We start from the raw sequence: 25,269 nt of genomic DNA on the forward strand, positions 1-25,269 counted from the left end.
CAAAGCGCCCCACCCGGCGAAACCAGGTGGGGCACAAACTGCTCGATGGATGAAAGCTCAGGCTACGAAATCCACTTGAACTTGTACTCCAACTTGGGCACTGGCATGCGGTCGGACACGCGGCGCAGACGGTTGGGCAGGGCCATCACGTAGTCGCGGGCCTTCTCGGCCTCGCCGGTGAGGTCCTTGAGGTGCTCAATGTCCCAGTCGGCGATGAGCGAGTCCAGGATGTCGGTGTAGTCGTTGCTGGTGTACACGCCCAGGCGCTGGGCGGCGTCGGTGAAATGGCCGAAGGTTTTGCCCATTTCCACACCCATTTCACGCATGTAGTGGGCCGGCATCACAATTTTCTTGCGCATCATGTCCTCGAAGGCCAGCATCATTTCCGAGGGGTCAACCTTGAAGATTTCGGTCACGAAAGCCTTGTACACGCGGGCGTGGCGGTTTTCGTCGCCCGCAATCATGCCGCAGATTTTGGAGAGCTGGTCGTCGCCGGCGGTGCGGGCCAGCTGGCCCACGCGGCGGTGCGAGATGTTGGTGGCCTGTTCCTGATAGCTCGTGTACACGAAAGCACGGTACGGGTCGTTGGCCGTACCGAGGTCGAAGGCGTCGTTGATGAGGTACTGGGTCGAGACTTCGAACTCGCGCATGTTGACGCGGCCGCTGAGGTAGAGGTAGCGGTTGAGGAGGTCGCCGTGGCGGTTTTCCTCGGCCGTCCAGCCCCGAATCCATTCGGCCCAGCCATTGTTGCGGTCGCGGTTGATGTTGTCGAGCTCGTGAAACCAGGCTTCGTAGTTGGGCAGGGCTTCTTCGGTGATGGTGTCGCCGATGAGCACGGCCAGCAGGTCGTAGCTGAGGCTGCCGGCTTTTTCGCGCAGCTCTTTTACTTCGTCAAAAAACGTGTCGTGGCGCGAGTCGGGCAGGAAATCGGCGGGCTGCCAGCTCTCTTCCACACTTTTGAGGAAGGTGCTCATGTTCGATTTCACGAAGCCTTCCATCTGTTGCAGAACTTCGCCGCGGGTTATCGATATGGAGGTTTGCATAATTTAAAAGGCGGAAAAACGTGAGGAGGTTATGAAGAAACGCTTTTCGCGCAACAAAGGTCTGCCCGAACCGTAGGGGGCCGGGTATAAGATTATGGCATTGGGCGGGCCAATTGGGCATAAATAAGCCCTGAGCGCCCCAAAATCAATGCTCCGGCCAGGGCTGAACGTGGTACACCCACACCCGCGAAACGGAGCCATCGGATGGCGCAACGTGTTCGGGCGCGAGTAGCAGGCGCGGCCCATCGAAGCGGAAACGGCGGCTGAGCCAATGCGCCGTTTCGGGCGTGAGCACCCACAGGGCCGGGGGCAGTTGGCCAAAAGCAGGCGGCCGGGCCAGGCGACGGAGGCATTCGGTTTGGTCGGTGGTGCCGGTCAGGGCGTAGCGCAGGCGGGCCTGTGAGTCATCGTGCGAGGGCCAACCGCTGAGCAGCAGCACCGGGCCGGAGCCGGGGGAATAGACGCGGAAGGGCGAAAGGCTTTTCAGGAAGTCGTTGGTGCCGGCCAGGATGCGAACGCGGCTGTCGCCCTGCTGCCGGATGTAGCGCAGGGCATTTTCATTCCGGTGCTGCTCCTGGTTCAGGACCTGGTGGCGGTGCCACGTTTTAAACCCGTACAGCAGCCCGACAGCCAGCGCCAGCCCCGCTCCCACCCGACGCATCGGGGGCGTAACCGAACGTCCGGCGACGGATTCAGAGCCCAGCTCGCGGGAGGGAACATAGTCGGCCGATTTCAGCAGAAAAGCCAGATTGGTTAGCAGCCATACATCGAGCAACGGCAAAGCTAGGCGCGGCGGCAGCTTATATAGGCCCGCAAACAGCGCGAGCCCGCCAGCAAAGCCCAGCTGCGCCAGCCAGAAAAACCACCGGCCGCGCCCGCCGCGCCGGGCCACCACCACGGCCGTGGCCGCCAGCGCCAGTAGCACCGGAAAATAGTCGCGCACTACCAGCGTGGCCCGCAGGCGCAGCTTGGCGGGCAGCTCACGCCCCACAAAATCGGCGGTATCAAACACGTAGGCGCGCTGGCACAGGCCTTCGTTCACCACCGTGGCATCACCCATGAGCCACAGGTCTAGGGCGGCGGTGCCGAGGCTGTCGGCCGGGGTGCGGGGCCGGGGGCGCAGCTGGTCGAAGTCGAGGATGCGGGCAAAGTAGCGGTCGCGCACCTGGGTATGGGCCTGGGCGGAGGTTTGCCAGGCGGCGGCTACGGCCGTGGCCAGCGCCAGCAGCACGGCCCCGCACGCCAGCACCGGCACGGCCCGCCGCCACTCGCCCGCCAGCCACACCGCTCCCGGCAGGGCCGCCACCAGACCCAGCACGCCCAGGCTGGGGCGCATCAGCCAGGCCGCGAGGAGGCCGGCCAGGCCCACCCCCAGCGCCCCCCAACGCCCCGGCCGCTGGGCCGCGAACAGCACTGCCAGCGCCGCCAGCAGCAGCGCACCGCGCACGTAGCTGAACCACAGCCAGTGCTCCAGCCACGCCACCCCGAAAAAGCCCACCAGCACCAGGGCCACCACTCCCGGCCGCAGGTGCGGGCGCAGCAGCTTATCGAGCACCGCAAACGCCAGCCCCGTGGCCGCCAGCAGCCCGAGCCCCAGCAGCAGCCCAAACCACGGCACGCCGGGGGCCGCCGCGTAGGCCGCCGCCAGCAAGTGGCCGTAGCCGTGGAAGTATAACGGCACCGAAACCACCGGCTTCAGCGACAGCACCCCGGCAAAGAGCCATCCCAGCGAGGCGTCGTCGTTGGCTTCGTAATAGCTGCCCAGGCCAACCACGGTGCCTGCCACCAAAACCAGCGGCAGTAGCAGCACGCGCAGGAAAATGGCAGTTCGGGAGTGAATAGGCATGAAATCAAGCGAATGAAGCCGCTAAGAAACAGCGCGCCGCCCCATCAGGCCGGCCAAAACCGCATTTCGAGCGATACGCGGGTGGCGTCGTCGTTCAGATTGGCGGCGGCCCCGTGCAGCAGGTAGGGCGAAAACACCAGCACCTCGTCGGGGCCGGGGTTGGGGCGCAGGGGATGTAGCGGGCGCACCGGGCGCAGCACGCCGGGCACGGTATAGGCCACGCCGTGGTAGATGGCCCCGCCGGCCGTGCGCTCCACGGCGCTTTCGGGCCAATGGTGGCTGCCGGGCACCAGCACCAGCGACGACTGCGCAGTGCTGCCCGCCACGGGCAGATAAATATTCAGCGCGTTGCGGTAGCGCGGCAACCAGGCGTCGCGGTGCAGGGGGTTTTGGTCGGAGCGGTGGGGCCGCACAATGCGCAGGTGGAACACCGCCTCATCCACGTTCGGGTTGTGCGCCCGCACGGCCTGGCCGCAGGCCGCGCTCACCAGTTGCTCCAGCAGGGCCGGGGCCACGGGCAGGCGGGCCAGGTCGTAGGCTTTGGTTTGGGCGATGACGGCCAGGTGGCGGGCGGAGTCGTCGCCCACCGCGTGGTGGTACTGCGTGATGTCGAAATCGGGGGCTACGGGGCAGCCGGCGGCTCGCAGGGCTTCGCGCAGCAGCTTGGCCAGGCCCGCTTGCAGCTGCTGCTGGGCGGGACCGGGCAGGCCGGGCACCACGGCAAAGCCTGCCGCAGCCCACGGGGCTTGGGCGCTCAGGTCGGTGTCGTGGGCCAGGAGCACCTTCTCGCTGGTTTCGGCCACGGGCGCGCCCTCTACCCGGTAGGCCACGGGCTGCCCGTCGAGGTGCAGGCGGTCGAAGGGCGTGGCGTCGGCGGCCGGGTCGGTCGGGGTCATGGCGTGGTAGAGGGGGCTCTTGGCTTGCGCTTGGGTAAGAGTGGTCAAAATTAACACGAATTCTACGCCAACAGCCCACTCCACGCAGCCAATGCACGGTCGAGCAGCGTGAGGCGGGTGGTTTGGCCCAGCAGCTGGCCCAGGGTGCGGGCCTCGGCGTAGCGGTGGCGGCGTAGGGCCTGGCGCTGCTCCCAGCGGATGCGCACGGCCAGGGCGGCCCGCTCGGCGGGGGTACGCACGAGGGCCAGGGCTTTGGCGCACACCCGAATGGTGGAGGCCAGGTACGGGTCGTGGCGCTGGTAGGCTTTGGCGCTCATGCTGCGCGGGTGCTTGCGCTTGCGAGTCGTCGCTTCGTCGAGGTACAGGAATTGCCAGTCGCGGCTGGCGCGCACCCAGAAATCGAAGTCCTCGTAGGCCAGGGTTTCGTCGTAGCCGCCCAGGCTTTGAAGGCAGACGCGGCGCATCATCATGGTGGGCGTGCTTATGAAGTAGCGCCGCAGCACCTCGGCAAAGACCCAGCCGCTGGCGGGCGCGGGCTTCAGCCGGCCGGGGCCATCGGGCCGGTGGTGCAGGCCCAGCGAGTGACCGGCCTCGTCAATCAATTCGCAGTTGGAATACACCATGCCCACCTCCGGCACAGAAGCTTGAAACTGGGCCACCTGCTGCGCCACCCGCGTGGGCAGCAGCAGGTCATCGGTGGCAAAATCAATCACGAATTCTCCTTTGCTTTTAAAGAAAGCGGTGTCGAAGGCGCGGCAGTTGCCCACGTTTTCGGGCAGCAGCAGCAGGTGCCAGGCGGGGTGCCGCGCCGCGTATTCGCGCAGGATTTCGGGGCTGCCGTCGGTGCTGGCATCGTCCACGAGCCACACTTCCAGGTGCGGGTAGGTTTGGGCCAGAATGGAATCCAAGGCCTCGCGCAGAAACGGCGCGTGGTTATGGCACAGCGCGATGATGGTGACGCTGGGCGTTGCGCTTAATGAGGAGTGAGGAATGAAGAAGGAAGAATTGGGCATAAACGGCAAGCGGCAAACGGAAGCACAAGATTAATTCCTCATTCCTCATTCCTCATCAAGTGAAAGGCCCCGCACGCCAGCAGCAGCAACCCATACCGCGCCGCGTGTGCCCACACCGCCCCGGCCAGCCCCAGGCGCGGCAGCAGCCCCACCAGCAGCGCCACGAATACCACCACCGAGCCCGCCTGCACCGCCACGTACGGCCCCGTGCGCGCCCGGGCCGTGAGCTGGAAGATGAATAGCCAGCTCAGCAGCTTGGCCCAGTCGCCGAGCAGCTGCGGGGCCAGAAATACCCGCGCCTCCAGCAGCCGGGGCGCGAAGAGCAGCGGCAGCAGCCAGTTGCGGCACACGAAAATCAGCCCCAGGCCCCCGGCCAGCACCGGGGCCAGCAGCGCCAGCACGCCGCGCAGGTAGCGCCGCGCCGCCAGCGGCTGGCCCGCCAGCGCCGCCAGCCGGGGATAAAACACGCTGCTCATCACCGCCCCGAATACCATCGTGTAGTTATCCGACAGCTTGGCCACGGCCTGCCACAAATCGGTGCGCGCCGGGCCGAAGGTGGCCAGTAGGTAATCGCGCAGCACGTAGTCCACGGCCTTGCCGAAGAGCAGCGTGCTCACGGACATCAGCAGGAACTGGCTGAGCCGCCGCAGCGCCAGCCGGCTCACGGGCGCGGCCAGCCGCAGCCCACGCAGCAGCCCGGCCCGCGCCGCCAGCGCCAGCGCGGGCAGCAGCGTGAGGCCCTGCGCCGTCAGATAGGCCAGCAGCACCACCCGTAGCGACCAACCGCCCAGCAGCGTGACGGCCGTGGCGGCGGTGCCCAGCACCGCCAACGTCACCGTGAGGCCAATGTAGACCCGCAGCCGGCCGGCCGCCAGCAGCGCGCTGCCCAGCATGGCCTGCCCGGTAATCAGCCCAATACCCAGCATGAATACCGCCGTGCTGCCCCAGCCCCAGCCCAGCAGCCCACGCGTGGCCAGCACCCCGGCCCCGGCCAGCAGCGCCGCCGCATTCAGCACGGTGGCCGCGCCCAGCCAAGCACGGTAGCGGGGGCTGCCCGGCTGCAGCGGCGCGAGGTATTTCACCAGGCCCACCTGCACGCCATCGTAAGGCAGGGTGGTGAGCAGGGCCATCAGGTTCTGGAACTGAGCCAGCAGGGTGAGGCCGCCGGCCGGCGCGTATGTGGCAAACAGCTTGTTGACGATGAGCGAGCCCGCCGCCCGCGCCGCCACCGCCACGCCCGTGCCCAGCGAGCCCCGCACGAAGCCGCGAATGGGGGAAGTACTGGGCGGCGGAGCTGGTGAAGTGGCAGACATAAGGGCACAAAGAACGGGCCGCGTCGGTGCGCGGCCTAAGCCCGGCATGCTCATTCCATCGGGCGCGCTACCGCTGCGCCTGATGCTGCGCCAGTGCCCGCCGGACGGCGGCGGCCGTGGGCAGCTCGTTGAGATAAGGACGGGAGACGATATCGGCCCGGTACCGGGGCCGCCCGGCACTGCTCAGGCCAGCGCAGCGGAACACGTAGGTGTGCTGGTGCGACATGCGCCCGACAGCCCTTTCCGTTTTACCGTGCCCGAGTTCCAGTATTGCTACTTCCTGCACTTCGGCATAAACCACGGCCAGCAGTTCCTTCTGCCCGTCCCGGTCCACATCGGCAAAAAAGAAGGCTGACAGGTTGGTTATATCGCCAATGGACTCCAGCAACAGCTTCTGCACGGCATAGGTATTGGGCTGAAAGGGGTCGAGCACAAACAGCGCGGCATCCTCCCCTTCCCGGCGGTACTCGTTGACTTCGAGGAGCGGAAAAAACAGCTGCTTGCCGAAAGCACTCGGCCGCCAGGCATAGGCAACCAGGCGCTCAGCAGCAAACGACACCGGGAATATTCGCTTCAAAAAGGCCGAATCCGCTTCGCCGGGTGCCCGCCGGACAATGCCCCGCCGGACCATCTCGTCTTCGGCGGCATACTGCGCCCTAGCCGTGGCTTCGAGAAGGCTACCGGCTACTGTGGCTGCTCCCGAAGCTGCCTGCGCCCAACCGGAAGCAGCCGGGGCCAGCAGTCCGAAGATGGTTAGCAGGAAGAACAGGCAGGTTTGCAAAGCGAACATGGACGACTAATTACGGCATTCCGCCCCCCCCTATAGCTCCCGCTCCCAGCTCAGGCGCAGTCCCGCCACGCCGCCCAGATGCCGCTTAAACCGCAGCAGCGAAGCATTAGGCCCGGTATCCAGCGTTGAAGTGCCAAGGTCCAACACCGCCATGCCGCTGGCCCGGGCGAAGGCGTGCAGGCCCTCATTCAGCAGTACCACCGGGCTGAAGGAATTGCAGCGCAACGGGCTGGCCGGATAGAAATTATACAGCACCCGCTTATCAACCTGAATGGCCACCGTGAGCGCCGCCCACTCGCCACCAGGCTTGCGCACTGAGAACAGGAAATGCTCCTTCGGGAAGCGCCGAAACAACTCCTGCACCCGCGCTAAAGGCAAGGACAATTCCTGCCCCCGCTCCTGCCGGCAGGCCTGAATAAAATCGTAAGCCGCCGGCAGCAGAAACGGCGGCTCCTGCTCGAAGTGCAGGCCGGCGCGGCGGCACTTGTGCAGCCGGCGGCGCTCGGAGGGGTGCAGGTGGGCTTCGTAGGGCAGTGCGGGGTCGAGGTGGTAGTTCTGCTCGGCCAGGGCCACGCGGTAGCCGCGCTGGCGTAGCACTTCGGCCAGCGCGGCGGCCCCGCTTGGGTCATAGGCGAAGGGGTAGCCGCGCAGGCCCAGCCGGCGCACGCCGCGCTGGCGCAGCGCGGTTTCGGCCGCGTCCAGCAGCTGGTGCAGGGCGGGCAGCGGCAGGCCCGGCACCAGCTGCACACCGCCGAAGGGGGCTTGCGCGGGGCTGTGGGCCGCATCGGCCGCTGGCCCCAGCGCTACGTGCAGCTGCGCTACGGTGCGGCCGGCGGCGGGGTCTTCAAGGTAAAAGCTGAGCACCGGGCCGGCCGCTTCCTGCAGGGCCTGGTGGGCGGGCCGCAGGTACAGGAACGACTCGAAGGCCAGCGGCAGGCGGGGCTCGGCCGGGCCGAGGGGGCCGCTTTCGGCCACGGCCACCACCAGCGCCGCCGCGTGGCCTGCCGCGCCCGCATTCATTGCAACCAGAGAATCCGTACTTTTCAACGCTTAAACGTGTGGCTTTCCCGGCAAAGTACGGCACAGATTGAGCGCCCGCCGCCGGGGCCGATGCCGGCACGGCCCGTTCAACCGGCCCGGTGAAGGCATCTTCATCCTATCGCCACGCGTAAGGGCCAACATTGCGCCTTGCTTTTGCTACTTCCCCGCTGCATGAATCCGCTCAGCTCCAATCCGCAGGCCACCCCCAACCGCTCGCCGGCCCTCTCCGAGCCCGCCGGGGCGGCCCCCTACACCATCATCGACCGGGAGGCCACCCGGCAGGCCCGCGAGCAGCAGGTGGGCCAGCGCCCCGGCACGCTCAACATCCGCCCCGGGGCGCTCAAGCCGCGCCTGTTCCTGATGTCGTACGACGACAATACCTTCACCGAAGCCGAATACACCGACCGCTACGACGACCTGCTCGACGAGCTGCGCCAGCACCCCGAGCTCAAGCACTGGATTGACGTGCGCGGCTACGGCGACCTGCCCCTGATTGAGCGCATGATGCAGGAGTTCGGCCTGCACCCGCTGCAAATGGAAGACGTGCTGAATGACTACCAGCGGGCTAAAATCGACGTGTTCGACGACAACCGCCTCTTCATGGTGTCGCGTATGACGGATTTCACCCGCGACCTGGAAATCGACGACGACCAGCTCTCCATCTTCACCGGCCCGAATTACGTGCTTACGTTTCAGGACGACTACGACGACTGCCTCAATTCGCTGCGCACCCGCATCCGGGCCAATTTCAGCACCCTGCGCCGCCACCCGGTCCTTTACCTGGCATACGCCCTCACCGATGTGGTGCTTGACCACTACTACCCCACCATGGCCGCCATCGGCGACTACATCGAGGACCTGGAAGAGGCCATCTTCGCCGATAAGCGCCCGCGCCGCCTCCTCAACCGCATCCTGCGCATCAAAAAAGACGTGGTGCGCTTCCGCCGGCTGGTGTATCCGGAGCGCGATAAAATCGCGGAAATCCTGCGCCTGCCCGAGGAAATCATGCCCGAAACCCTCAAAATCTTCTACCGCGATGCCTACGACCACGCCATTCAGGCCCTGGACCTGGCCGAGAGCTACCGCGACAACATCTCCTCCCTCACCGACCTCTACCTCTCCGACCAGGGCAACCGCATGAACGAGGTGATGAAGGTGCTCACCATCATCAGCACTATCTTCATCCCCCTCAGCTTCGTGGTGGGCCTCTACGGCATGAACTTCCAGCGCCACGACGACCAGGGCCACTTTCTGGTGCATAATATGCCCGAGCTCTACAGCCCCTACGGCTACCCCGTGGTGCTCATCGTGATGTGCCTGGTGGTGGCCACGCAGCTTTTCTACTTCTATCGCAAGGGCTGGCTGACTAACCGGTAGCTTTTCATTTAACAATTATCAAGCAACACTTAACAGCCGTTCAGACTGCTCAATCAGGGCCGTTTGAACGACTGTTAAATGTTAATTGCTAACTGTTAAATGACTCAACACCTGCGCCACGCGCTCCGCCACCGTGCCCTCCACCAGCGTGTACGGGATGCCGAAGTAATCCAGCTGCATCAGTATCATGCCGTGCTGGAAGCTGCGCAGCGCCTCGGGGCCGCGCCAGCCGTCCTGCTCGAAGGGCACGGTGGGGGCGCACACGAAGGTGTGGGCGTAGCGCTGCCCGCAAATGGCCGCCATAGCCCGCAGGACCGGGTCGCAGCGGTGAAAATAGTAGTAGGAATACAGGGCCGTGGTGGCCGCGTTGGTATCGCAGAACAGCACGCCGTGGGCCTGGGGAGCGGCTTCGTCTTCCAGCTCGGCGTGGCGGCGGGCAATGTATAGCAAGTCTTCGTAGTCGAGGTTGCCGTTTTTCTGCTCGTGCAGGGTACGGCCGTATTCGGGCACCCACACGGTGCCGCAGACCTCAGCCAGCGCCGCGCACAGCGTTGATTTCCCGCTGCTCTCGGCTCCCAGAAACACCACGCGCGGCACTTCGGCGGGCGGCACCACGCCCAGCTGCGCGGCCACCAGCGGGTGCAGGTAGCGGGCATATTCCATCGGGTTGTGGCGCACCCGCGTGCCCGATACGGGCACCCGCTGGCGGGCTGTATCCACGGCCACATGGGCCGCGCCCAGGTGTTCGGCGAAGCCCGGCCCGTAGTCCTCGCTGCTGAATATAATATCCACCCTCAACCCCTGCCGGACCAGCCATTGCCGCACAAACTTGCGCTGCGTGTCGTCGTCGGCCGCGTCGGGCGGCACCCCGTCGGCCTGTTTCGTGAGGGCAAAAATGCGTAGCGGCGTGGTGCCAATGCGCGGGCCGTCGGCCAGGTTGTCGCCCCGGTACAGCTCGCGCAGCCACTGGGCGCGCACGGGCGCGGGCGTGGTTTCCGAGTCCGGATTGGCGTACACCAGCACCAGCAGCTCCGCAACCTGAGAGGCGGCCGTTTCGAGCAGCAACTGGTGCCCCCGGTGCGGCGGCCAGAACTTGCCAACGATGAGGCCGGTGCGGGGGGATGGTGTGGTCATGGGTTGGCGGGTTGGCGGGTTGGCGGGTTGGCGGGTTAAAAGAACGTCATGCTCATCTGGCGTCCGCGCAGTCGAAGCATCTCTACCGCGCAAGTAATCAATGACGACTGCAACGAAGCGGTAGAGATGCTTCGACTGCGCGGACGCCAGATGAGCATGACGTTCTTGATGGTGTTCTTGCGAATTCGCCAACCCACAAATCCACCCCACCACCTACTGCGCCACCTTCAGCTCCGTGCGGCGCAGCTCACGCCCCACGATGCGGACCAACTGGTAGGCGTCCGTAGTGGCATCGTAGCTCAGGCCCACGCCGGTGCCGGTGCTGGGCAGGGGCGCATCGCCCAGCCGCTGACCCTTGCTGTTATAAAGCGACACCTGGCCCGGGCCGGGCTCCGTGACGGCCACCAGCCGCCGGCCATTGCCGAAATCGAAGAACTGCACCGGCTTGTCGCCAGAGGTCACGAAGCGTTGGGTGAGCAGCGGGGCCGCCTGATTGGGCAGGTACACATCAAGCTGATTCCCATCCTCGCGGGTAATGACGAAGCTGCGGCCCCGGGCATCGGGCACCAGGTGGAAGCGGGCGCTGCGGCTCCAGGTAGCTACCCGGCGGCGGGTCAGGATATCGCCGCTGAGGGTGAAGGTCAGCAACTCGCCGTGCTGGTTCACGGCCATGAGGTGGGTGCGGCCCAGGGTGCTGCCGGGCTGCACCAGCAGGTTGCCGGCCAGCCGCGCCCCCAGGCTCAGCGGGAAGCCGGGAAACAGGTTGCCCTGCCCGTCGAAGGCGTACACGTAGCCGTTTTGGAGGGGGGCCACTACCACGTCGCGCCCGCTCACGCTGAGCAGCGCGGGCTCGCCGGCCAGCGGGAAATCGAGGCGCTTGGGCTGCCAGCCGGCGAAGAGGTGGCCCTTGGCATCGAGCAGCAGCAGGTCGTGGCCGGCGGTGCGGGCCAGCAGGCGGGCGGGCGCGTCGGGGCCGGCGGGGGCGGGCAGTAGCGCGGCTACGCGCACGGTATCGGGCAGGTTGAGGGGGAACGGCAGCACCTCGCTGCCGTCGTTGGCCAACAGGTGCAGGCGGTGGCCGGCCCCCAGCAGCAGGCCGCCTGGCACCCCGCCGCCGCTGGGCAGCAGGGCTTGCCCCACGGCCGGCCCGGCCAGCGTATCGGACCATAGCACCGCGTTATCGGCCGTCACGAAGTGCAGGACATTGGCCGAATCCTGGACCACCACGGCCGGGATGCGGGTGCCCAGCGCGGGCAGCACCGTGGGCATTCCCACCAGCAGATGCTTGAATGCCAGCACCCGGCCGTTGGCCGCCGCGCCGCCGGCCTGCGCCGTGGCCGGGCCCAGGTCGGGGTGGCGGAGCAGCAGTTGGGTGTAATATTGGGCATCGGGCGCGGCCTCGTTCTCGGGCGGCACCAGCTGGAAGGCGAACTGTGGGAAGCGCTTAAACAGCGACTCGTTGCGCAATAGGCCGGCCCGGCGGTCTTCCGTGAGCACGCCCAGCAGGGCGTTCCAGCTGTTGCGCGTGTCCACAAAAATGCTCAGGCGGGCGCGGGGCAGCGTTTCTTGCAAAAAGGACACCTGCGCCGGAGTCTGAGCCCAGGTGCGGCCGGCCACCACGTCGGCGAGGTAGCCGTTAAGGGTCAGTTCATCCGAAAGCACCAGGTAGTTGCCCACCAGCACGCCCGCGCTGGCCGTCACCTCCACCGCGCCGGGCCGGGCCAGAGCCAGCAACGGCCCCAGCACCGCCGCTTCTGGGAAGCCGACGGGGTGAATTTCATAAGGCCCCACTTTGGTAAAAGCCGGCGAATTGCCATCTATGCGGCGCAGGCGGGCCAGCCACTGGGCTGTGCGCGCCGGCCCCGGGCAGCGCACGAAGGCCAGCCGCCCCGGCCGGCTCCCCGCCGCCACGGCGGCCAGATAGCCAATGGCCATTTCGCCCCCGAAGGTGGCCCGCAGGCTGTCCAGCGCGGCAGTGCGCCCCAACGAATCAACCAGCGGCGTGCCGGGCCGGGGCCAGGTGCGGGCCGGCTGAGCGGCCAGGTGCAGCAGCAGGGCCGTGCGCGTGCTCATCAACTCGCTGAGGCCCAGCGGCTGCGCGGGCTGGCCGCTCAAGCGCTGCTGGAGGGTGCCCCGGGCCGTTTCAGTATTCGAAAACCCCTGGAGTTGCACCCGGCTGCCGCCCAGCTTCATGCCCAGCAGCCCCTGCGAAACCAGCCCCGTGAGCTGGTCGACCTGCCCGTGGGCATCGCGCCGAAACAGCACGTCGAGAAACTGCGGCAGGCGGCGGTAGTTAATCAGCAGCGAGCCATCCACGCCGCGCAGCTTCAGCAAATCGGTGGTGCCGAAGTTGGCCAGCACGGTGGGCGCATCGGGGTGGGCCAAGCGGCGCACAGCCGCTTCCACCAGCCCGGCATTGGTGCTGATGAGGAGATGGTTGCGGTAGTTGAAAACGGTAAGGCTTAGCTCGGTCCTTTGCTCGGTGAGGACGGTCAGCTCCTGATCTTCGTAGTCGCGGGTGGTGAGGCGGTAGCGAGGGTCGCGGCCCAGGGTTTCGAGCAGACCGCGCACCTGCCGGTACTCGCTCACGCGGCTCAGCGGCACTTGGTAGAGCACGTCGAACTCGCCCGGCCCCGTGACGTGGACCGAGGTGATGACCAGCTTGCGGCCCAGCAGGTTGAGCAGGGCGTTGCGGCGGCGGGCGTTGCCGCCAGCCAGGCTGTCGGCCAGGGCCAGGTGGCCGGCGGCCTGCTGGAAGTAGCGCACGGCCGTGAGGTTATCCCACAGCTCGGTTTCCTGAAGGTGGCGCACCAGCGCGGGGTGGTCGTGGGTGCTGAGCACCAGCACGGCATCGTCGGGCACCAGGGCGTAGGGGTCGACGGGCACGGCCGCCAGCGTGCGCCGGTAGTAGACGAACGTGGCCAGCGTGAGCAGCAACAGCAGCGCGGTAAATAACGCCAGAAGCTTTCGGGACATGCAGGGGGCAGCGGATGACGGGCGACGAAAGTACGGCGGGATGCGGCTTGGCCGATGGGCGGCCCGGCACCGGCCGGTTTCGGAAACGCCTTGCGCCGCGTATCTTTCTGCAGAATCCCACTCCCTGCCTCGTCATGAGCAACTGGTCCGCTGCACTCGCTGGTAATGCCGTCCGCCTCCTCGCGGGGCTGGCGCTGCTGGCCCTGCCGGCTTGTTTCCAGCTGCGCGAGCCCGAGCCCTCGGCCACGGCCAGCGAGTGGATTCAGCCCACCCAGATTGATATTCTGCTGGCCAACTTCACCACCGCCGTGCAAAACGTGAACGTGGGCAACTACGAGCGCACCTTCAGCGGCCCCGACTACCGCTTCGTGCCCGACCCCACCAGCACCGGCTCCTCGCCCGCCCTGTTTGCCAACTGGAGCGTGCCCGAAGAAACCACCTACTTCAGCAGCTTGCGCCGCCGCACGCCCGCCGGCACCACCAACATGCTCACCCTGAGTGGCCGGCGCGACCAGCTCTACACCACCGATTCGGCCGAAGTTTCGGCCCTGTACCAACTCAAAATCACGCAGCAGGACACGGCTTTCCACGCTGGCTTACTACAGGGCAACATTCGCCTCGTCCTGCGCCGCCGCAACAACGAGTGGCGCATTGTGGCTTGGCGCGACCAGCGCACCACCCCCGGCCTCTGCTGGACGGATTTGAAGAAATACTTCAGCTCGCATTGAGTGGTGAGGTGTGAAATGGCGAAGTGGTGAGTTTGATATTCTGTTGGCGCGAGCAGTCCACCCGATAACTGCTCGAGGTTGCACGGACAATTATCTGTGCGTTCGTGGCCAATATTGACCAAATTAGTGCGCGACAGCTTCTTCCCGCACCCGCTCATCCTGCGGCACAATGGCTTTTTAGGAGTTGTCGGAGCTGCCGCCAACCAGAATAATCCTAAAGCGCATTCCCAAGGACTTGATGGCCACTTTTGTGTGCCGCACCAACTCAGCCGCTACCAGGTTGGCCCGGTATCCGGGCTCACGATGGAAACGGAAACTTCCGCTGTCGGCCCGGTTCTGCTACCTGCATGTATTTACGTGGTACTGACGGCTTGGCACCAGCAGGCATCAGGCTGCTTCAGTGCGTTTTTTTGTTTACCCGCACGTAATCCTTGCCAAAAAACGTGGCGTAGGACCTATTGGTGTAGTAGGTGGTATCGGAACGCAGGTCGCTGAGAAAGATAGTAGGGGGCGTGGCCGATAGCGAATCCAGCACGACACCCACGTGGCCGGGGGTGTGCATAAGCTGGTAGCGCTTTTTCTGCTGCTGGTCGAACTGGCTGGCCGCGCCGCCCAGCCAGTCGCGGTAAGCCACGGCAATGTTGTTGAGGTTCCGGCCTTTGCTCTGGTAGGTCAGCGCGTGGTTGGCATCAGTGAGCAGGGCAAACAGCAGAAAAACCGCCATTGCCAGCGTCATATACGCTGGCTGCCGAAGCCCCCCCGGCGCGGCCCGGCGCAATGAGGCTACGGCAGCATAAAGCCCAAAAATCCAGACTAAAATAAATACCTGGTACGCTACATTGATAATCCGCCCGGCGGGCGGGCTACCCTGCACCAGGTAGGTGGGCACGAACGGCAGCGCGACCATTGCCGCACCTGCGAGCAGCAACGCCACCCGGTTTTTGAAAAAGACGTTTATCGGAGCCTCTGGATTGGTGCTTACCGCCGCCAGCAAGGGCACTAGCAGCACCGAAAACGCCAGCAACACCCCGTTGCCCAGCCAGTTAATCAGGCTGTATACCAGCAGCACCCCTCCCTGCATCAGCCCATGCACCAGCTTCGAGGCAGCACTTACTTGTGTAGCCAGGGCCGGCGCATTGCTGGCCTCTTTTTGTATCCGAATGCTATTGCCGGGGGCCAGCACCACCACCGCCAGCGCGATGACCGCCAGCCCCAGTAGCCCCAGCCACCACAGCCGGGTGGCCCGGTTACGCAGGCTGAACAGAAAGCCAACCCCTATACCAAAGGCGGTTAGCATGGAGGCAATAAAATTGGTGCCTATCAGCAGAATGGTCAGCAGGGCGGCGACGGCCCAATACACCCGGCGCACTTGCTCTTGCTCGAAGGTTTTCAGCACCAGCAGCAGAAGTAGCGCCCCCAGGCTAGCGCTCAACTGGTAATTCAGCGTGGTATTCATCCAGTACATGGCTTCGACCGGGTTAGGTACCTGGTAGAGGTATACTATCAGGAAGGTGCAGGCTAAGGCCATGGTAGCCAGCTTGTTCCGCGTCAGATACCGCATCAGCAGCCCCACGCTCAGCAACAGGCTCCCGATACTCAGCCAGCAGGGTAGCCAGTACAGGTCAAACCGGCTGTGTGTCATTGGAGTCAGGGGGCTGCACATCACGGCGATGGTCGTGTACAGGCCCTGCCAGTGCAGGTAGAAGTAGTGCTGAGAGCCGAGCCAGCCCAGCCGCCTATAAACCACGGCACAATCGTAGTCGTCGGCTGCCGGATGGCTGTAAAACGCCAGCACAAAAAAAGGCAGTGCGCTCGCAAAGGTCAGCGTTAAAAAAAAAGCCTTGTATAGCGTAACCCTGCGTGAAACAAGCTTACTCCAAAAGCATACTAACATAAGAGGCAAATAGAGGCGGAGGATATTCCCGGCAAAAGTAATCGGCCAACCTAGCTCTGCTTTGGCAGGTTGCAAAAAAGGGAATTAGTAGCCGTTGTTCCGATAAGACCGGAACCACGGCCACTAATCTTTCGAATTAGCGCTAAATACACTACCCCGCCCCGGGACTGTACACCTAGAGCGTATGGCATATTGGTCGAATACCATCAGGCAAAGCGCTGGCGCGGCAAGGAGCATTCTTAACACCAACAGTCCTTAAAATCACCATCTCACTATTTCACACCCCAGCGCTTCGTATATTTCGCCTCATGAAATTGCCGTCCCGCCCGTCCCGTCCAACCATTATGCTCTTGGGCATTGTGCTGATGCTGACGGTGCCCGCGTGCAATCCCTTCGCCCCGGCCCTGGATGAGGTACCCACCGACCAGAACGAGCTGCTGGGCAACCCCGTGTACGTACGCGGCTTCTTCGACCGGTTCCGCTCGGCCTACCAGCTGCGCGATTCCACGCTCTACGGCCAGCTGCTTTCGCCCAAGTTCAAGTTCACCTACCGCGACTTCGCTGCCAACCTGGACCGCTCCTGGACCCGCGACGTTGACGCCAACACCACTTACCGCCTCTTCCGGGCCGCCCGCTCCATCAATTTGCAATGGACGCAGTACCTGCCCAGCTCCGACACGCTGGCCTCCGACACGCTGGCCAGCGTGGAACGCTCCTTCCTGCTCACCATCGAGCAGCGCGACGACGAGCGATTCTCCGGCTCCGGCACGGCCCGGCTGGTGCTGGTGCGTAAAAACCGCAACGACCCGTGGCGCATGCGCAGCTGGTACGATAGGAGCGAATTCTGATTACCAGGTTAATGCAGCACCAATTCAACGGTGTTTGTGGAATACGACTACGGGTTCGCAGTTCAAACAGTAGAAATTACTAATGGGAACCTGCGGCTGCGGATAGCGGCCGTCAAGCCGACCATTGTAGCGAAACTCGATTGTTTCCAGAAAATGCTGGTGCAGGCACTGGTCAACACGCAATGCGCCAAAATGTGAGCTCAGTTCTAAGGTATCAGTGTCCGTTGCGCTTAGGTGAATGAGGTAGGTATCGGTCAGGTCACCCCCTGCATCAGGAAGATTGTTTTCGCCACCTCCGATGAAGAAAGGGTATCATTGCGCTTGATTATTGCTCAGGGTAATAGTGAAGTAACGCCCAGGGTTCAGGCGCACTACCGAATCCAACGATGCCTTACTAGCCTTCCCAAACCAGTCCAGCCCCGTACGGTCGTCAACAATCTGGAAGCGCAGAAGCGAATAGGGTACTCCATGCCCGCATTCAACATTTGCTTTGGCGCAGCCGCTTTGGCTTAGACCAAAAGGCACAAACAGTACCAATACAATGATTTTCAAATAATTGAGCACTGATTTCATCTTTGATAAAGTTGGTCCGGCAAAGGCAGAAAACAGCCAATTTTCATTTATAATGCTGCCCAAATATAGATTATAAATTGATACGTACCTGACGCCGATTACCCCCTGTTCAATGTATTTCCCACCCGCCCGTTGGCTTTGCTGAAAAGCCACTTCGCGGGCTCAACCAAAGCTATTTCTTTCGCCGCCCTCTATCTTCCCAGCTTCAATTCTGTGCGTCTCTCACCTCTTTTATGACCGAACCTCAACCCGACCAGCCGCATTTCAAGCGGGCCATCAATCTTTTCGACGCCATTATGCTGGTCACCGGCAGCATGATAGGCTCGGGCATCTTCATCGTTTCGGCCGATATTGCCCGGCAGGTGGGCAGCGCCGGCTGGCTGCTGGTGGTGTGGCTCATCACCGGCTTCATCACCATGGCCGGGGCCATCAGCTACGGCGAGCTGGCCAGCATGTTCCCCAAAGTGGGCGGCCAGTACGTATACCTGCGCGAAGCCTTCGGCCGGCTCACGGCCTTCCTCTATGGCTGGACGCTGTTTCTCGTTATTCAAACCGGGGTAATTGCGGCCGTAGCTGTGGCCTTTGCCAAGTTCACAGGCGTGCTTCTGCCTTATTTCAGCGTGAAGAACCTGCTGTTTAAAGCCGGCAGCTTCGAATTCAGCAGCGTGCAATTGCTGGCCATTGTGCTCATCATCGGCATCACCGCCCTCAATGCGCAGGGCGTACGCACCGGCAAGCTTATCCAAAACGTGCTGGGCAGCACTAAGCTGGTGGCGCTGGCGCTGCTCATCATCTTCGGCGTGGCGCTGGGCTTGAACCACGAAGCCATCGCCGCCAACTTTGCCGACCTCTGGACGGCCACCCGCTACCCCGCCCCCGGCGTGAGCGCCGCGCCGCTGCCCATCAGCGGCTATTCGCTGGTCATCGCCATCGGCATGGCCATGACGGGCTCGCTCTTTTCCTCCGATTCGTGGAACAACATCGGCTTTGCGGGCGAGGAAATCCAGAACCCCGAGCGCACGCTGGTGCGCAGCATGGCCATCGGCACGGCCATCGTTACGGCCCTCTACATCCTCATCAACATCGTGTACCTGCTGGTGCTGCCCCTGCACGGCGCGCCCGAAGCTGCCACGCTGGCCGGCCGCGGCATCCAGTACGCCACCGACGACCGCGTGGCCACGGCCGTAGCCGAATCGGTACTCGGCAAGGCCGGCGCTTACGTCATGGCCGTGCTCATCATGCTCAGCACCTTCGGGGCCAATAACGGCATCATTCTCAGCGGTTCGCGCGCCTACTTTGCCATGGCCAAGGACGGCCTGTTCTTCCCCGGCCTGGCCCAGCTGAACGGGGCCGGCGTGCCCGGCCGCGCCCTGTGGGCCCAGTGCCTGTGGGCCTGCCTGCTCTGCCTCAGCGGCTCCTATGGCCAGCTGCTCAACTACGTCATGTTTGCCGTGATTCTGTTTTACGTCGTGACTATCATCGGCATTTTCGTGCTGCGCCGCACCCGGCCCGACGCCCCGCGCCCCTACCGCGCCTGGGGCTACCCGCTGGTGCCGGGCCTCTACGTGCTGCTGGCCAGCGCCTTCTGCATCATCCTGCTCATCGCCCCGGACACCGCCGAATTCTCGCGCCGGGGCCTGGGCCTGGTAGCGCTGGGCCTGCCGGTTTACTTCCTGTTCGGCAAGCGCATGAGCAAAGTTGACTAGTGGTGAGTGGCTAACAAGTTTGCCACAGCGCTACTGACTGCAAGAACAAAAAAAGGGCCTCCCAACCATGGGAGGCCCTTTTTTCTTGATGATGCAGCTGTCGATAAACAACCACTAATAACTTAGCGGCGCTTGCGGCCGGCTTTGGCGCGGGGCGTGAGGGTCACGTTCACGGGCTTGCTGCCGGAATTGCGCACCACTTCGTCGTCGTAGCCGCCGTAGCCGTAAATGAGGGTGTTGTCGCCGCTGGGTACTTCCATGGTGTAGTTGCCGTTGGCGTCGGTGCTGGTACCTTTGCTGCTGCCTTTCAGCAGTACAGTGGCACCCACCAGGGGCCGGCCGTTCTCGTCTTCAATCTTGCCCGACATGGTGACGGTGGTGGGCGCGGCAGGCTCGGGGGCGGCCACAGGCGCAGGGGCCGGGGCGGCTTCTACGGGGGCGGGCGCAACGGCAGCTACGGCCGGGGCGGCGGCAGGCACGGCAACGTTTGAGGCCGTGGTAGTGGGTTTCGCTACCGTTTTAGTAGTGGTTTTGGTAACGGTTTCTTCCTCAGCGGCGGCGGGGGCAGCTTTGAGGCCGGCGGCAATGCTATCGGCCGAGGTGGGAGCCGTGGCCGTCACGGCCGCATCATCGAGCATAAACGTGGGCGTGACCGATGCCAGGCCGGTGCCGCCGCCTTTGGGCAGGGCCACGTAGCCCAGCACCAGCGCCAGAATTACGCCCACCAGAATGTATGTGAGCTTGTTGTTGCCACCCGACACAACATCCTCGTCCTGAGCTTCCAGGTTTGGATTATAAGGCTCGTTTTCAACCTTGGGTAGATTCTCTGAATTCATCGTTAAAAAAGTAAACTGTGGGTTAAAGCTTGCGCGGAATTTATTTACTGGCCAAAGCCACCATTCCAAATAGGCTGCGCAAGTTAAGCTTTTGCGGCGTTATCTCCCTCGGCTAACCTTTTTTTTTGCTTCGATAAATTGGCGTAGTTGTTCAACCACCACTATTCGTGCCCTATATCGCCCCTAGCGCATTGGTAGTTAGGGCAATAAACAAGCCGGGCCGGAGCCGCCGGACCGTGGTCGCAGCGGGCTCCGGCCCAGCCGGTTAATTATCGCCTTGCCATACCCTTATTCGCTGCCGGACGTTTCGCCGTCGCTGGCGGGCTTAGCGGGGCCGCTGGGGGCTTTTTCACCAAATTTCTGCTCCCTCGTGCGCAACATATCGAGTTCGTAGCTGCCTTCGGCCTCGAAGCCCGGCCCCTGGGCCTGTTCGCCGGCCGTGGTGTGGTCGTTGCCGCCCTGGGGGCTGGTTTCGGAGCCGCCGATGTGCAGGTTTTCCAGCTGGTCCTTCTGGTTGCTGCGCTGGGTGTAGCCGTTGGCCCCTATGTTGCGCTGGGCGGTGGGGTCGCTGCTGGCCTTGTCATTGCTTTGGTCCTGCTGGTATTCTTTCTGTTTCTCCAGCTCTTCATTTTTCGTAAACTTCTTGTTTTCAGTGATGTCGGCGTGTTCGCCTTCGTTGGGGTCGGTGCCGTTGCCGGAGATATTATCGGGAATCATAAGCTGGGAAGACTGAGCATGAAGTGTCTTTGGCTTACGCAGGCCCCGGCAATGCGTTACGCCCGGCGGGAGCTTATTTGCTGGCCACGGTTTCGGCATCGGTACGCTTCTGGTCGTTCAGGGTCCAGTTGTAGGGGTAATACTCAACGGTGTACCAGGTAGGAATGCGGCCGTTTTTGCGGAACTGGTTCACGTACACCACCCCCGTTTTGCCGCTGGTGCTGAAGTCACTCTCGTACCACTGGAATATTTCGGGCAGCCGCACGATTTTCTTCGCTTCGTCCACCTTCACATAGCTGGGGTCGAGCAGGGCAAACCGGGCCTGGTTGTTCAGTTGCACAAACAGGTCTTTGCCCACGTAGGCGGCGCGGCTCAGCCGGGGGCAGCTGTTAGTGCCACACACCAGGGCAAAATGCAGGCGCGGGTCGTCGTAGATTTTGCGGAGCTTGTCGGTTTCAATCTGGTCGAGGGTGAGCATTTCGTGACCAATACGCATCCGCGTGCGGTTGAAAAAGCCGGGCATGTCCTGCACGGAGGCAAGCGGATAGTTTTTCACTATTTCACCAATTACCAGCGTATTGTAGGCGTTCAGGTAGAAGGCGTACTGGTCAGCCATTTCGGCCTGCGGCACGTCGAAATCGGCAATATTGCTCAGCAGCGCGTCCAGCATTTCGGGGTTGCGTTGCAAGGTTTCGTAGTTCACTTTGCCTTCCTTGTTCACGAATTTTTGCAGGAAAGCCGTCGTTTGCGTGGTGATGGAAGCGGCCGTGAGCGGCGCGCCCGCACCGGCCGTGGCCGTCCTGCCCAGGACCAGACTCAGCAGCAGCACGGCCCAAATTTTTTCGCAGGTGGAGTAGATGAATTTCATGAAATGAAAGGCTTAACAACTGTTGGAAGACCCGGAACTTACTGCCGTACCGGAGCATCAGATTTCCACATTCTCAACTTTCCCATTTTGAAACAGTCAGGTTTTCCCGTTTCCGGCGTCTTGCAGTGCAGTGCGGGTTGAGGTCATTTTTTTTCCAAAAAATAGTCTGGCATTTTGGGGTTCAGTCATTCGATTCGGCTGGTTCGTTGGCTGAAAGCCGTTCTGTTCAGCTCCCCAAAGCCAGGCTGGCGCAGCATTATTGAGCGGCTGCCGGTGGTGGCAGGCGGCGCACGGCGGCCTTGCCCTCCAGAAGCTCCGGTGCGCCCGCCCGGCCTACCTTGTCGCTACATTTGACACCAGACTTTTCCCCTCCCTGCCCATGCACCTCGTCATTCTCGGCAACGGCATTACCGGCGTGACGTGCGCCCTGACCGTGCGCCGGCTGCGGCCCGAGGCCCGCATCACGCTGGTATCGAGCGAAAGCGCCCACCATTACTCCCGCACCGCGCTCATGTACGTGTACATGGGCCACCTGCGGGCGCAGGACATCAAGCCCTACGAAGACTGGTTCTGGGACGAAAACCGGCTGGCCCTGGTGCATGCCACCGCCACCGCTCTGCACACCGCCGAAAATAGGCTCATCCTCGCCGATGGCACCGCCCTCGCCTACGACCAACTGCTGCTGGCCACCGGCTCCGAAAGCAAGCTGTTCGGCTGGCCCGGGCAGCACCTGGCCGGCGTGCAGGGCCTGTATAACCTGCCCGATTTGGAAGCCATGACCCGCGACACCCACGGCATCAGCCGGGGCGTGGTGGTGGGCGGCGGCCTCATTGGCGTGGAGTTGGCCGAAATGCTGCATACCCGGGGCATCGAGCCCGTGGTGCTGGTGCGCGACGCCCGCTACTGGGGTTCGGTGCTGCCACCCGAGGAGGCTAATTTAGTGGACCGCCAGTTCCAGGAAAACCACGTTTCGGTGCGCTACGGCACCGAGCTGCGCGAGATTCTGGGCGATGCGCAGGGCCGCGTGCGCGCCGTGGTGACCACGGCCGGCGAAGAAATTGCCTGCCAGTGGGTGGGGCTGGCCACCGGCGTCACGCCCAACCTCACACTGGCCAGCACCTCGAACGTGGAAACCGACCGGGGCATTCTGGTCGATGAATTCCTGCGCACCAACGTGCCCAACGTCTTCGCGGCCGGCGACTGCGCCCAGCACCGGCAGCCCGGCGCGGGCGAGGTGCCCATCGAGCAGCTCTGGTACACCGGCCGGATGCAGGGCGAAACCGTGGCCCACACCATTGCCGGGCAGGCCACGCCCTACCGGCGCGGCAGCTGGTTCAACTCGGCCAAGTTCTTCAACCTCGAATACCAGACCTACGGCCAAGCCCCGGCCGGCCCCGCGCCCGGCCTCACCAGCTTCTACTGGGAGCACCCAGGTAGCCGGGCGGCGGTGCGGGTGTATTTCCGGAGCGAGGCCCCGCACGCCGTGGTGGGCTTCAACGCGCTGGGCCTGCGCCTGCGCCACGCCGTATGCGCGCAGTGGATAGCGCAACGCACGCCGGTGGCCACGGTAATGAGCCATTTCGGGGCGGCCAACTTCGACCCCGAGTTTTTTCCGCAGCACGAAAAGGCCATCGTGGCCGATTTCAACCGGCAGTTTCCCGGGCAACCCGTAACCCTGAAGCAGCGCAAGGGACTTTTTGCGCGCCTTTAGCCCCCTGCTCACTCAACTTTTTTTCTGTGGATTTCTCCAAGCTATACCGTCCCTCGGCCCTCAACAGCTTCCAGTTCATTGCCCTCACGGGCCTGCTGATGAGCGCCGGCGCGCACCTGATTCTGCACTTCTTCGTGGGCCGCCTCCCGGCGGGCTTCAACTGGCTCTACGTGTGCTGGACGGGTTTTTACCTCGTCGGCACGCTCATTAACCTCTTCGGCAAGCCCGACGAGCCGCACCACCATCACCACCATTAGGGAAGAGTGATGGTCATTTTTTTAAGTCGTTCGTCATGCTGAGCGCAGCCGAAGCATCTCTACCGCAGCAGTAATTCATTTACTCTCCCGGTAGAGATGCTTCGGCTGCGCTCAGCATGACGGCCTTGTATCATTAAGTTCTACTTTTTCCACAATGACGCCCACCCTAACTCCGCCCCTGCCCGTGTCGTCGCCCGCCGAAAAGCTCACGCTGGCCGTGGTGGCCGGCGGCCTGCTGGCCCTGCTCCTGGCCCTGGCCGATGCCGACCCTGCCCGCCGCCACACCTGGTTCTGGCTGGCCGTGGGCCTGGTGAGCGCCGGCACCCTGGCCTGGAGCGGGCTGAAATACGGCCGGCACCCCGCCGGCGTGCAGCAAAACAACCTCTGGCTGCGGGCCAGTACCGGGCGCGGGGCCGTGGCCTGGGTCACGGGCCTCGTACTCACGGGTTTCTACGTGGTGCTGTACTGGTTTAGCAACCCCGATGGCCAGGGCAATTTCGGCCTGCTCAACAACCTGGTACACCCGCTCGACGGCCTCAGCCAGGCGTTGCGCGCCCGGCCGGCCGACCAGTGGTTTCTCTACGGCACCTTCTACACGCTGGCGGTGCTGCTGATGGGCAGCCGCGCGCTGTGGAAATACCGGCACTCGCGGTATCAGGTCATTCGCACCGTTTCGGTGATGTTTTTTCAGTTAGGCTTCTCGTTTTTGATTCCCGGGCTGCTACAGTTTTTCCAGCAGCCGGAGTATTATTTCAGCTACTTCTGGCCCCTGAAGTACGACTACCTGTTCCCTGGCACGGTTACCTCGCTGCTCCAGAAGGGCGGGTTGGGCGTATTTATGGTGTTCTGGGGGGCGGTGATGTCGCTGGTGGCCACGCCGGTGCTCACCTATTTCTACGGCAAGCGCTGGTACTGCTCGTGGGTGTGCGGCTGCGGCGGCCTGGCCGAAACCGCCGGCGACCCCTACCGCCAGCTCGCCGACAAAAGCCGCGCCGCCTGGCGCTGGGAAGTCCGCATCATCTACACCGTGCTGGGGCTGATAATTGCCATCACGGCCCTGTTGTGGGTGCATTACACCACCGGCGGCACCCTCCTAGGCGAGGCCGGCAACGTGGCTTCCAAGTGGTACGGCTTCGCCATCGGGTCGGTGTTTTCGGGGGTGATTGGGGTGGGCTTCTACCCCATTATGGGCGCGCGGGTGTGGTGCCGCTTCGGCTGCCCCATGGCGGCCTACCTGGGGCTGCTGCAAAAGCATTTCTCCCGCTTCCGCATCAGCACCAACGGCGCACAGTGCATCTCGTGCGGCAACTGCTCCAACGTGTGCGAAATGGGCATCGACGTGCAGCAATACGCCCAGCGCGGCGAGCCCATCATCCGGGCCTCGTGCGTGGGTTGCGGCATGTGCAGCACGGCCTGCCCCCGCGGCGTGCTCAACCTGGAAAATGGCCCGCACGAGGGCCGGTACCAGGCGTCGCAATTGATTCACGCGGATTCGCTGCGGATATTGAGCTAGCTAATTTTGGATATAACAGCGTTGTACCGGCTTGAGGGCGCAGCGTTCATGGAACTTATGGCCTCATGCTATTTCCTAAACTTTGAAAGGTGAACGAGTTTCTTAAACTCACCGTGCGCAGCAGAGGCTTGCTGCTAACAATTTTCAGTCAGCTGTTTACTGTTCACTGAATAGAGCATCTTTTGTGGC

At 63.5% G+C, this 25,269-nt stretch carries 22 protein-coding genes; 8 read left to right on the forward strand and 14 right to left on the reverse strand.

The genetic code is table 11. The features are described from left to right. Positions 1-62: 62 nt before the first annotated feature. The 7 genes from ACVWYF_RS01885 to ACVWYF_RS01915 all read right to left on the reverse strand — a co-directional run bounded on the left by ACVWYF_RS01885 (position 63) and on the right by ACVWYF_RS01915 (position 7,921). Positions 63-1,043: an acyl-ACP desaturase gene (locus tag ACVWYF_RS01885; RefSeq protein WP_457064045.1), complete on the reverse strand. Its 981-nt coding sequence runs from the start codon at positions 1,041-1,043 to the stop codon at positions 63-65. A gap of 145 nt (positions 1,044-1,188) precedes the next feature. Then, positions 1,189-2,889: a hypothetical protein gene (locus ACVWYF_RS01890; protein ID WP_457064047.1), complete on the reverse strand. Its 1,701-nt coding sequence runs from the start codon at positions 2,887-2,889 to the stop codon at positions 1,189-1,191. 44 nt (positions 2,890-2,933) lie between these two features. Beyond that, positions 2,934-3,785, reverse strand: a complete 852-nt coding sequence (locus ACVWYF_RS01895) for a phytanoyl-CoA dioxygenase family protein (protein ID WP_457064049.1) — start codon at positions 3,783-3,785, stop codon at positions 2,934-2,936. 62 nt (positions 3,786-3,847) lie between these two features. Then, positions 3,848-4,798: a glycosyltransferase family 2 protein gene (locus ACVWYF_RS01900; RefSeq protein WP_457064051.1), complete on the reverse strand. Its 951-nt coding sequence runs from the start codon at positions 4,796-4,798 to the stop codon at positions 3,848-3,850. A gap of 38 nt (positions 4,799-4,836) precedes the next feature. Beyond that, positions 4,837-6,111, reverse strand: coding sequence for a hypothetical protein (locus ACVWYF_RS01905; protein ID WP_457064053.1), 1,275 nt, complete (start codon positions 6,109-6,111; stop codon positions 4,837-4,839). A gap of 67 nt (positions 6,112-6,178) precedes the next feature. Then, entirely contained in the window at positions 6,179-6,901 is a 723-nt protein-coding gene (locus tag ACVWYF_RS01910) for a hypothetical protein (protein ID WP_457064055.1), read from the reverse strand. Positions 6,902-6,931: 30 nt separating this feature from the next. Beyond that, positions 6,932-7,921, reverse strand: coding sequence for a hypothetical protein (locus ACVWYF_RS01915; RefSeq protein ID WP_457064057.1), 990 nt, complete (start codon positions 7,919-7,921; stop codon positions 6,932-6,934). A gap of 192 nt (positions 7,922-8,113) precedes the next feature. Here ACVWYF_RS01915 and corA point away from each other — a divergent pair, with 192 nt between their 5' ends. Next, positions 8,114-9,319, forward strand: coding sequence for a magnesium/cobalt transporter CorA (gene corA, locus ACVWYF_RS01920; RefSeq protein ID WP_457064059.1), 1,206 nt, complete (start codon positions 8,114-8,116; stop codon positions 9,317-9,319). A gap of 81 nt (positions 9,320-9,400) precedes the next feature. Here the strand turns inward: corA and ACVWYF_RS01925 are convergent, their stop codons facing one another. After that, a complete protein-coding gene (locus ACVWYF_RS01925) occupies positions 9,401-10,453 on the reverse strand; it encodes an AAA family ATPase (RefSeq protein ID WP_457064061.1) in 1,053 nt (350 codons plus the stop codon). 213 nt (positions 10,454-10,666) lie between these two features. After that, the gene (locus tag ACVWYF_RS01930; protein WP_457064063.1) at positions 10,667-13,429 is read right to left on the reverse strand and encodes a hypothetical protein; all 2,763 of its coding nucleotides are present in this window, start codon (positions 13,427-13,429) and stop codon (positions 10,667-10,669) included. Between the two features lie 134 nt (positions 13,430-13,563). Between ACVWYF_RS01930 and ACVWYF_RS01935 the strand changes: the two genes are divergently transcribed. Further along, the gene (locus ACVWYF_RS01935) at positions 13,564-14,157 is read left to right on the forward strand and encodes a hypothetical protein (protein WP_457064065.1); all 594 of its coding nucleotides are present in this window, start codon (positions 13,564-13,566) and stop codon (positions 14,155-14,157) included. Between the two features lie 397 nt (positions 14,158-14,554). Here ACVWYF_RS01935 and ACVWYF_RS01940 read toward each other — a convergent pair whose 3' ends face one another. Next, positions 14,555-16,051 carry a DUF6056 family protein gene (locus ACVWYF_RS01940; RefSeq protein WP_457064067.1) on the reverse strand — a complete coding sequence of 499 codons (1,497 nt, stop codon included), beginning with the start codon at positions 16,049-16,051 and terminating at the stop codon, positions 14,555-14,557. Between the two features lie 344 nt (positions 16,052-16,395). Between ACVWYF_RS01940 and ACVWYF_RS01945 the strand changes: the two genes are divergently transcribed. After that, positions 16,396-16,899 carry a hypothetical protein gene (locus tag ACVWYF_RS01945; protein WP_457064069.1) on the forward strand — a complete coding sequence of 168 codons (504 nt, stop codon included), beginning with the start codon at positions 16,396-16,398 and terminating at the stop codon, positions 16,897-16,899. Positions 16,900-16,935: 36 nt separating this feature from the next. Next, a complete protein-coding gene (locus ACVWYF_RS01950) occupies positions 16,936-17,097 on the forward strand; it encodes a hypothetical protein (RefSeq protein ID WP_457064070.1) in 162 nt (53 codons plus the stop codon). Between the two features lie 114 nt (positions 17,098-17,211). Here ACVWYF_RS01950 and ACVWYF_RS01955 read toward each other — a convergent pair whose 3' ends face one another. Next, positions 17,212-17,625 carry a hypothetical protein gene (locus ACVWYF_RS01955; protein WP_457064072.1) on the reverse strand — a complete coding sequence of 138 codons (414 nt, stop codon included), beginning with the start codon at positions 17,623-17,625 and terminating at the stop codon, positions 17,212-17,214. A gap of 80 nt (positions 17,626-17,705) precedes the next feature. Between ACVWYF_RS01955 and ACVWYF_RS01960 the strand changes: the two genes are divergently transcribed. Beyond that, complete coding sequence (locus tag ACVWYF_RS01960) at positions 17,706-19,178, forward strand: APC family permease (protein ID WP_457064074.1); 1,473 nt, start codon at positions 17,706-17,708, stop codon at positions 19,176-19,178. Positions 19,179-19,300: 122 nt separating this feature from the next. On the opposite strand, the gene ACVWYF_RS01965 is transcribed toward ACVWYF_RS01960, so the two are convergent. From ACVWYF_RS01965 to ACVWYF_RS01975, 3 genes are all read right to left on the reverse strand, one after another. Beyond that, positions 19,301-20,014, reverse strand: coding sequence for a carboxypeptidase-like regulatory domain-containing protein (locus ACVWYF_RS01965; protein WP_457064076.1), 714 nt, complete (start codon positions 20,012-20,014; stop codon positions 19,301-19,303). 288 nt (positions 20,015-20,302) lie between these two features. Continuing rightward, on the reverse strand, positions 20,303-20,731 hold the full coding sequence (locus ACVWYF_RS01970; RefSeq protein WP_457064078.1) for a hypothetical protein: 429 nt from the start codon (positions 20,729-20,731) through the stop codon (positions 20,303-20,305). Positions 20,732-20,804: 73 nt separating this feature from the next. After that, on the reverse strand, positions 20,805-21,599 hold the full coding sequence (locus ACVWYF_RS01975; protein ID WP_457064080.1) for a DUF547 domain-containing protein: 795 nt from the start codon (positions 21,597-21,599) through the stop codon (positions 20,805-20,807). Between the two features lie 379 nt (positions 21,600-21,978). Between ACVWYF_RS01975 and ACVWYF_RS01980 the strand changes: the two genes are divergently transcribed. The 3 genes from ACVWYF_RS01980 (at position 21,979) to ACVWYF_RS01990 (ending at position 25,080) form a co-directional block, all read left to right on the forward strand. Then, positions 21,979-23,310, forward strand: a complete 1,332-nt coding sequence (locus ACVWYF_RS01980; RefSeq protein ID WP_457064082.1) for an NAD(P)/FAD-dependent oxidoreductase — start codon at positions 21,979-21,981, stop codon at positions 23,308-23,310. A 26-nt stretch (positions 23,311-23,336) separates the two neighbouring features. Continuing rightward, a complete protein-coding gene (locus tag ACVWYF_RS01985) occupies positions 23,337-23,567 on the forward strand; it encodes a hypothetical protein (protein ID WP_457064084.1) in 231 nt (76 codons plus the stop codon). A gap of 154 nt (positions 23,568-23,721) precedes the next feature. Then, on the forward strand, positions 23,722-25,080 hold the full coding sequence (locus ACVWYF_RS01990) for a 4Fe-4S binding protein (protein ID WP_457064086.1): 1,359 nt from the start codon (positions 23,722-23,724) through the stop codon (positions 25,078-25,080). The last annotated feature ends 189 nt before the right edge of the window (positions 25,081-25,269 follow it).

It is taken from the genome of Hymenobacter sp. UYAg731 (assembly GCF_054061335.1).

Coding starts and splice junctions, on each gene's coding strand:
- ACVWYF_RS01885 (WP_457064045.1), bottom strand. CDS start 1,043: ATGCAAACCTCCATATCGATAACCCGCGGCGAAGTTCTGCAACAGATG.
- ACVWYF_RS01890 (WP_457064047.1), bottom strand. CDS start 2,889: ATGCCTATTCACTCCCGAACTGCCATTTTCCTGCGCGTGCTGCTACTG.
- ACVWYF_RS01895 (WP_457064049.1), bottom strand. CDS start 3,785: ATGACCCCGACCGACCCGGCCGCCGACGCCACGCCCTTCGACCGCCTG.
- ACVWYF_RS01900 (WP_457064051.1), bottom strand. CDS start 4,798: ATGCCCAATTCTTCCTTCTTCATTCCTCACTCCTCATTAAGCGCAACG.
- ACVWYF_RS01905 (WP_457064053.1), bottom strand. CDS start 6,111: ATGTCTGCCACTTCACCAGCTCCGCCGCCCAGTACTTCCCCCATTCGC.
- ACVWYF_RS01910 (WP_457064055.1), bottom strand. CDS start 6,901: ATGTTCGCTTTGCAAACCTGCCTGTTCTTCCTGCTAACCATCTTCGGA.
- ACVWYF_RS01915 (WP_457064057.1), bottom strand. CDS start 7,921: ATGAATGCGGGCGCGGCAGGCCACGCGGCGGCGCTGGTGGTGGCCGTG.
- corA (WP_457064059.1), top strand. CDS start 8,114: ATGAATCCGCTCAGCTCCAATCCGCAGGCCACCCCCAACCGCTCGCCG.
- ACVWYF_RS01925 (WP_457064061.1), bottom strand. CDS start 10,453: ATGACCACACCATCCCCCCGCACCGGCCTCATCGTTGGCAAGTTCTGG.
- ACVWYF_RS01930 (WP_457064063.1), bottom strand. CDS start 13,429: ATGTCCCGAAAGCTTCTGGCGTTATTTACCGCGCTGCTGTTGCTGCTC.
- ACVWYF_RS01935 (WP_457064065.1), top strand. CDS start 13,564: ATGAGCAACTGGTCCGCTGCACTCGCTGGTAATGCCGTCCGCCTCCTC.
- ACVWYF_RS01940 (WP_457064067.1), bottom strand. CDS start 16,051: ATGTTAGTATGCTTTTGGAGTAAGCTTGTTTCACGCAGGGTTACGCTA.
- ACVWYF_RS01945 (WP_457064069.1), top strand. CDS start 16,396: ATGCTCTTGGGCATTGTGCTGATGCTGACGGTGCCCGCGTGCAATCCC.
- ACVWYF_RS01960 (WP_457064074.1), top strand. CDS start 17,706: ATGACCGAACCTCAACCCGACCAGCCGCATTTCAAGCGGGCCATCAAT.
- ACVWYF_RS01965 (WP_457064076.1), bottom strand. CDS start 20,014: ATGAATTCAGAGAATCTACCCAAGGTTGAAAACGAGCCTTATAATCCA.
- ACVWYF_RS01970 (WP_457064078.1), bottom strand. CDS start 20,731: ATGATTCCCGATAATATCTCCGGCAACGGCACCGACCCCAACGAAGGC.
- ACVWYF_RS01975 (WP_457064080.1), bottom strand. CDS start 21,599: ATGAAATTCATCTACTCCACCTGCGAAAAAATTTGGGCCGTGCTGCTG.
- ACVWYF_RS01980 (WP_457064082.1), top strand. CDS start 21,979: ATGCACCTCGTCATTCTCGGCAACGGCATTACCGGCGTGACGTGCGCC.
- ACVWYF_RS01990 (WP_457064086.1), top strand. CDS start 23,722: ATGACGCCCACCCTAACTCCGCCCCTGCCCGTGTCGTCGCCCGCCGAA.